Here is a 4,494-nt window from a genome sequence, read left to right on the forward strand (position 1 = left end):
CTGGCTATCAACAGGGCACGAGCAGTGAAAGATGAGTTAATACAGAAAGGTCTTGAAAATAACCGCATCTATATTCTAGGCGTAGAGCTAAAGGCGGAAGCTTTAGCAGAAAATGTAGCCCTTCATCTGGAAGGCAGCTGATTTAAATACCCGCTATTTCGCTTCCAGAGCCATTTGCTATAGTTGAAAAGGTTAAATTCAAGGATGAATGGGCATCTGATCATGGCGGTCAAACACACACACTATGGCTTCACTCTGCTGGAACTGATGATTGTTGTCACAATTATTGGAATTCTTGCAGCTATTGCCATTCCTGCATATCAGGACAACGCTAACCGCTCCAAGTTTGCTGAGGTCTTTGCTTTTGCTGAAGATTACCAGACAGAAGCCACAGAGTATTATGCAGTCAACAATGCCCCCCCGCCCAACAGAAATGACACTATCAACTCGACCTATGTTCGGGAGATTGGGTTCTGGATCGATAGTGCGGGCAGGGAACAGATTCACGTTTATCCACAAAATTTTTATGATGGCTGGGCTTCCGGGCAAGCCCTGATATTCACGGGCACATTTGAGAATGGCAGCGTAACCTGGGTTTGCTGCCAGCACCCGGATCAAAGCGCCAACATTCCTGATGATGTTGTTCCCCTGGAATGTCGCAATACATGCGCAAACTACGACTAGTCCGCAGACATAAAAAATGCCCACCGGTCAGGCAAAACCGATGGGCAAAGCGGAATAGATTGTTGCGTTAAAGCTCTATTGCCACCTCATCAGAATCAGCAGTTATCAGATCCCGTTCATCTTCCGATACTGGTACTTCTTCATGAACCTGATAGTCATGATGAGAATGGGTATCTACCTGCGCCTCGACTGCAGCCTGTCTCGGTGATGGAGTAGTAAAGGCAGGAGTTGTGGCGTCCTCGCCGTAAATGTAATCACTGGCCTGCTTGAACCCATTAAAGATGTGGTACTTACCTGTATCGTAAAGTATGTTGGCACCCACGCTGCCAACTATTGAGCCAACAGTCGGCCCTACGGCATTAGCCACCGCAGCAAATGGCATTCCTATAATAGGAAGCTGCGCCAGCCCAAATGTATTAAATGAATATGGGAGCAGATAATGTCCCAGAGCACTTCCTGCCATTGTTGGCAGTGTTCTGGCGCCGGCATCTGCCAGTTCATAGGCATAATCTTTACCACTGAGATCACCCCGCAAGTAGCTATAGCCAGAAGACAGGGCTCTAGCGGTAAAGCCCGCTATACCACCAGCAACTGCTCCGGCATAGTGGTTAGCGATACCCGTTCTCTTAAGTGCTTCCGGGGTAACATGCGTGAAATATTCCCTATGCTTTACAACTTCCGGTAAAACCCAATAATTGAGAGCACCACTGACACTACTCAATGTACCTGTCTGTACTGCCCGGTTATAAACTTCTTCGCTGTCTTTCGCAGTGTAATCCCAGGGCAACACACCTTCGTTGTAGTACTTGGTTCCCGCATCTAAACCATATTGCAGGGCATAACCGGAGAAACCTGCTGTTACGCCAGCCGTCACTGTTCCAATCACAGCATTACCAGTATTGATAATTTTATACCCCTGAGATTCCTTAGAAGCCTCTTTAGAAATTTCATCCTGTTGCTCACCAGCAATTTGATTCAAAAATACTTTATCTTTAGCCTCATCCCCAGTCAGGCTACCAGCAGGAACACGGTTTGACCCTACCAGTTCATCAAGGTGTCGAAAGCCACGCTGTTTCAACAAGTTTTGTACGTTTAATGCCAGATAAGATTGCTGGTACTTACCTTTGCCGAAGAAACTCTTGAGGTAGGCTGTCCAACTCGCGTTATTCAGTGCCTCCTGCATTTCCTTAAGATGATCAGGGTGAACCAGTGAATGGTCGGGTTTCAAGCGTCCTGACGTGTTGATATGAGCATCGTGTAACTGCTTAATAGTATCGTCAATGCTGAACCCCTCAACGATCTGATTCTTGATGCCCTGCACCTCAAGAACCGGAGTTACAAGATTGTCGCTTTTATCAAAGCTGGGGGAAGGGTATTCCCCCTTCAGAATTGACCAGGATTGCGCAAGCTTTCGGGTTATATATTGCAGCAGAGTTTCACCAGCATACATATCTCCCTTATTTCTCAACATGTTCATATGATGCCCGACATCACGGAGTATCCGCTGAGTATTATCATTGGCAATCATCTTGCTGGCTTCACTGGTTGCCAACCCCGACAGTATCTGATTAGCCGCAACCTGAGAGCCCAATTCCACACCACTGTCACTGGTCCACTTCACAATGTGACTGGCTTCATAATCAAAATGTTCGCTAACGGCAAAGAACTCAAAGTCAGTAGGAATCTGAATCTGTTCGTACAGAGTCTGAAAACGCTCTGTCATCACGTCAATCTCGTCTTTCTTCTGTTGCAGCCCCGTATGCTCGCCAGTGCGAACCATCTGAGCGATTGTTTTTTGCATTTCCTTTATATTTTTATCCAGTTCAATCAGCTCTTGTTGTGCTTGATTCTGCCTCTCAATAAACATGAGAGCTTCTGGAGATGTCTCTGTCATCTCATAGCGCATATGGCTGTCAACAAGCACTTCCCCAAGACACTCAACAGTTCCATCCCCCAGGCGGCGATAAAGTCTGATATCCATATCACCATTGGCACGCAGGATAACCAGCGACGAATTGGCCTGAAGCAGCATGTCTCTCACCGCGTAATCCTTACGGATACTGAGAACAGTAAGCAGCCAGCGGTAAGCTTTATAGATATCGTCTTCAAAAACGGGGCTCTGAAAACCGTCACCGGTTGGCCCTTGCTCGAACTCTTCAAGCGTGACCCGCAGTCTGCGCAGATTGAGCTTGACGTAGGTGCCTTCACTGTTGAGAGCCTGAACAGAACCTTCACCATGATCCTCTTCAAACGTCAGAGAGGTTACGCCCTCTTCATCAACGGTTTGCAGCAGCCCAATGATGTCGGAAGGAATACCACCAGGAACCTTCAGTATCATCTGAACACCATCAAGGGTATTCACCAGCTGGCCGGAGCTGAATTTTAGTTCTTCGGGAGTTTCATCACGGGCCGTCATCGGGCCACGATACTTATTCTCAAGATTTGACCAGTGAGCCTCTTCAGAAGACATCCCTTCTTCAGGCATCGAAGCTAAGCAAGGGTTGGAAATACCTGCCACGGCTAAGGCCAGTGCACTTGCTAGAAAAGTACTGGCAGCAAGGTTATTCGACTGTACAACATGACTCTGTTGCGCCACAGTAGTCTGACTCCGCATGATCTTACTCCGCAAATTTATTCGTCATTTTTATTGCGGCTAAGTCTCGACCAGAACGCCCGTTCTTCAAGTTAAAAAATTATTCAGTATGTTTCCAAAGAATAAGTCTATAGAAATCAATAGCTTATTTAGGCTCTGTTGACATACTGAGAAAGATCCGAAGTCGGTTGCTCACCGTATCACCAAGTATTCCTCCAGTTACACTTCCCGGCGTAACAATAGATTTGTGCAGTTTTGAGCTACCCAGAGAAAACAGGTAACTGCCACCACTTATGGCTCCGGATTTCACCAGAATCCAGCTCAAGTCCTCGGCGCTGATACTCCAGTAATTCAGGGCAAACCGGGTTGTACGAACAGTCGCCCCAACAACAAAAGAAGATACTGGTTTCCAGAGCCCGGAGTTGTGCATCAGTGTATGGGTTGCCCCAGACATCATGGCAGACACCACACCCGCTTTAATTAATCGGTCAACAGCTTTCCAGGCATCGTCAGAATGGATGTCTTCACCAGCTCTGTACTTTTGAAGCAGACAATAAGACCGATAGAGGCTTTCAACACCCATACCAATGAAGAAACCCATTACCAGACTACGATGAATATCTGCCGGAAAGAACGAATGGGGAGCAGGTACAGTCGAGGGTATGATGCCATCTCTCTCAATCTGATCACCATCTAGAAAATCCCAATCACTTTCTATGGAGCCTGTGCCCGCAAGGGCAGGAGAAAATGTGTACATTCCCAGATATTCATAAGAAGGGTGTAAAACCTGAAGTTTGTGGATATCTAACGGCTTGGGAAACGCATCCACACCCGGATGAAACACCGGGTTTTCTCCTTCACAGGCTGAGACCAATCCGTAGCACTCATCATTCAAGCCGGTGAGCATAAGTCTTTTACATGCACCATCAGTCCAGAACTGCCATTGCTCACTGCGTTGCAATAGAAATCCCCAGGGAGGCCTGCTGAAAATGGCCATTGGTGTTTTCATATCGGCGGGGAGAATAGAAGCTATGGAAGCTTCACTTGAATCAGGCAGACTGTAACGCCCCTTAATCACAGGAACACCAATCTCACAGGAGTACAACTTGGGGGAAGAGTTGTCCGTATTCATCAGCTCTTCCATAGCCAGCGCTTGCCCCAAAGAGAAACAACTGAAGAAAGCTGCAAAACAAAAACGACCGAACCCCACAGGCATA

The 4,494-nt window shown here is 47.1% G+C and carries 3 protein-coding genes; 1 reads left to right on the top strand and 2 read right to left on the bottom strand.

Annotated features, from left to right (window positions below):
• Window positions 1-222: 222 nt before the first annotated feature.
• The gene (locus QMA35_RS20850) at window positions 223-684 is read left to right on the top strand and encodes a prepilin-type N-terminal cleavage/methylation domain-containing protein (RefSeq protein WP_281649074.1); all 462 of its coding nucleotides are present in this window, start codon (window positions 223-225) and stop codon (window positions 682-684) included.
• Window positions 685-751: 67 nt separating this feature from the next.
• On the opposite strand, the gene QMA35_RS20855 is transcribed toward QMA35_RS20850, so the two are convergent.
• Together QMA35_RS20855 and QMA35_RS20860 are read right to left on the bottom strand one after the other, a co-directional pair.
• On the bottom strand, window positions 752-3,298 hold the full coding sequence (locus QMA35_RS20855; protein ID WP_281649075.1) for a hypothetical protein: 2,547 nt from the start codon (window positions 3,296-3,298) through the stop codon (window positions 752-754).
• Between the two features lie 124 nt (window positions 3,299-3,422).
• Window positions 3,423-4,494, bottom strand: a 1,072-nt coding sequence (locus tag QMA35_RS20860) for a hypothetical protein (protein ID WP_281649076.1), incomplete at its 5' end; no start/stop codon positions are given.

This window comes from Parendozoicomonas sp. Alg238-R29 (assembly GCF_947331445.1).
In the GTDB taxonomy this organism is placed as follows: Bacteria; Pseudomonadota; Gammaproteobacteria; order Pseudomonadales; family Endozoicomonadaceae; genus Sansalvadorimonas.

What these genes read in the sequence shown, in the direction of transcription:
- QMA35_RS20850 (WP_281649074.1), top strand. Translation starts at nt 223, where the DNA reads ATGGCGGTCAAACACACACACTATGGCTTCACTCTGCTGGAACTGATG.
- QMA35_RS20855 (WP_281649075.1), bottom strand. Translation starts at nt 3,298, where the DNA reads ATGCGGAGTCAGACTACTGTGGCGCAACAGAGTCATGTTGTACAGTCG.